Below are 2700 nucleotides of genomic sequence, written 5' to 3'. Positions count from 1 at the left end.
GCTGTTGGTGAAGACGCGCGGCGCATCCAGCGCCTGCTGCGGGTCCATGCCGAAGTCGATCATGTTGGTCAGCAGGTGAACGTGGCCGAAAGGCTGGTAGCCGCCGCCCATGACGCCGAACGGCATCATCGCGCGGCCGTCCTTGGTCATCATGCCCGGCATGATGGTGTGCATCGGCCGCTTGCCGGGCGCTATGGCATTCGGGTGCTTCGGATCGAGGCGGAAGCTGGTGCCCCTGTTCTGCAGCACGACGCCGCTCTTCGGGCTGACGACACCGCTGCCGAAGGAATAGTAGGTGGAGTTGATGAAGCTCACCGCATTCAAGTCGCGGTCGACGACGGAAATGTAGACGGTGTCGCTGCCCGGCAGGTCGAGGCGCGGCAATTCGGTCATGGCACGCTCGCGGTCGATCGCGGCGCGCAGCCGGTCGGCGTAAGCGCCGGACAAAAGCTCCTTCACCGGGACGGCGACATGATCCTGGTCGCCGAGAAACGTGTCGCGGTCGCGGTAGGCCAGCCGCCCGGCCTCGATCTCCAGATGCAGGCGTTCGGCGCCATTGGGGTCGAGTTCACCGAGTTTGAAGCCGGACAGCACGTTCAGCATCAGAAGCGCGGTCAGGCCCTGATTGTTCGGCGGCATCTGGTGGATGCCGTAACCGCGGTAGTCGATGCCGACCGGGTTCTTGTAGTCGCCCTTGGTCGAAGCAAAATCGTCGAGCGTGTGCAGTCCGCCGAGCTGGCGGAGCCGGCCGACGATGTCGTCGGCCACCGCGCCTTCGTAGAAGCCAGCGCGGCCTTTCTTCGCGATGATGCGCAGCGTTTCGGCAAGCTCCGGCTGGCGATGGACGTCGCCGGCCTTGGGCGGCTGGCCGCCGGGCAGGAAGATGCGCGCCGCCACCTCGTCGGCCGACAGGTCGGTTTCGGGATCCTCCCAGTCGAAGGCGACGCGGTCGTGCACGACGTAGCCATTTTCCGCGTAGTGGATGGCGGGCGCCAATGCGTCGGCAATGCCCTTGCGGCCATGGTCTTCCAGCAGCCGGCACCAGGCATCGACCGCGCCCGGTACAGTGACCGCGTGGGGACCCTGCTTCGGAAGCTCGCTGAAGCCGTTCTCCAGATACCAGTCGACGGTTGCGGCGGCAGGCGCACGCCCCGAACCGTTGAAGGCCAGCACCTTGCCTTGCCCTTTCGGGCAGAAGAGGACAAAGCAGTCGCCGCCGATGCCGGTCGACTGCGGCTCGACCACCGCCTGCACGGCGGCGGCGCAGACGGCGGCGTCCATCGCATTGCCGCCGGAGCGCAGCATCTCGATGGCGGCAAGCGTGGCCAGCGGATGCGAGGTCGCGGCCATCGCTTCGGTGGAGCGGGCGGGCGAGCGGCCGGGGAATTGGAAATCACGCATGCTGTTTACGGTATCCCTGCATTCAACGTCCGCGGCCGAAAAGCTGAGCGGCGGACAACAAGACGATCGATAGCACGATCAGGCAAGTCGAAATGGCGGCAATGGTCGGATCGATCTGGTCGCGCAGAGCATTGAACATGCGGCGCGTCAGCGTCGTGGTTTCGCCGCCGGAGATGAACAGCGAAACCACCACCTCGTCGAAGGAGGTGATGAAGGCAAACAGCGCGCCCGAGACGATCGAGAAACGGATTTGCGGCATCGTCACCTGGCGGAAGGCGGAAAAGCGGTTGGCACCTAGGCTGCGCGCCACCTTCTCCTGGTTCATGTCGTAAGACCGCAGGCCGGAAAGCACGGTCAGCACCACCAGCGGCAAGGCCTGCACGGTGTGCGCGACGACAAGGCCGGTCAGCGTGTTGTTGAGGCCGATGCGGGCATAGAGGAAGAAGGTGCCGATGCCGATCAGGATGACCGGGATGATCAGCGAAGCGGTGAGCAGTGCATTGATGGCGCCGGTCATTCGCAGCGTGCCGATGTTGATGGCGTAGGCTGCGGCTGTGCCGAGTGGCGTAGCCACGAGCATCGTCATCACCGCGACCTTGACCGACACGATGGTGGCATCGCGCCATTCCACCGATCCGAAATAGCTCTCGTACCAGCGCAGCGACCATTCCTGGGGCGGGAACTGCAGCAGCGTCGAGCCGGAAAAGGACATAATGACGATGATGACCGACGGCGCGATCAGGAACAGCAGGACGAGGGCGCCAAGACCATAGAGCCAGAGCCGTTGCCGGTGCGAGATGGGCAGGGCATTTTCCATGCTCATCGCGAGCTCCAGACGCCGGTGGCGCGTGCGCCGAGCAGCCATTGGAACAGGCCGAGCAGGGCGAGCGTGACGGCAAGCAGCACGACGCCGAGCGCGGCGCCCGCGCCCCAGTTGGAATAGAGGCTGGTGGTCTGCTCCATGCGCATCGCCCACATGATGACCTTGCCGCCGCCCATCAATGCCGGCGTGACGAAAAAGCCGAGGCAGAGCACGAAGACGATGACCACGCCGGAGGCGAGGCCGGGCAGCGACAGCGGGAAGAATATCTGCCGGAAGGTGGCGGCCGGGCTGGCGCCGAGATTCATGCCTGCGCGCAGGCAATCGGTGTCGATCGTCTTCATCGAGGCGTAGAGCGGCAGCACTAGGAACGGCAGCATGATGTGGGTCATGCCGATAATGACGCCGGCGAAATTGTTGGCGAGCGGCAGCGGCTGGCTGATGACGCCGAGATCGATCAGCCAGCTGTTGATCAGGCC

3 protein-coding genes are annotated in these 2700 nt (G+C 64.9%); all 3 read right to left on the bottom strand.

Features of this window, described 5'->3' with window-relative positions; translation table 11 throughout:
• On the bottom strand, positions 1 to 1401 hold a 1401-nt coding region (gene ggt / locus EN745_RS33245), incomplete at its 3' end, for a gamma-glutamyltransferase (RefSeq protein WP_127423196.1).
• Between the two features lie 22 nt (positions 1402 to 1423).
• Positions 1424 to 2224: an ABC transporter permease gene (locus EN745_RS33240; protein ID WP_126056000.1), complete on the bottom strand. Its 801-nt coding sequence runs from the start codon at positions 2222 to 2224 to the stop codon at positions 1424 to 1426.
• The coding region (locus EN745_RS33235) for an ABC transporter permease (RefSeq protein WP_145992286.1) at positions 2221 to 2700 on the bottom strand (480 nt) is incomplete at its 5' end. The genes EN745_RS33235 and EN745_RS33240, both read right to left, overlap by 4 nt.

The sequence above is a fragment of the Mesorhizobium sp. M4A.F.Ca.ET.022.05.2.1 genome, assembly GCF_003998845.1.
Lineage (GTDB): Bacteria > Pseudomonadota > Alphaproteobacteria > Rhizobiales > Rhizobiaceae > Mesorhizobium.
The sequence above is the reverse complement of the archived record's forward strand: the minus strand, read 5'-3'. Positions and strand labels throughout refer to the sequence as shown.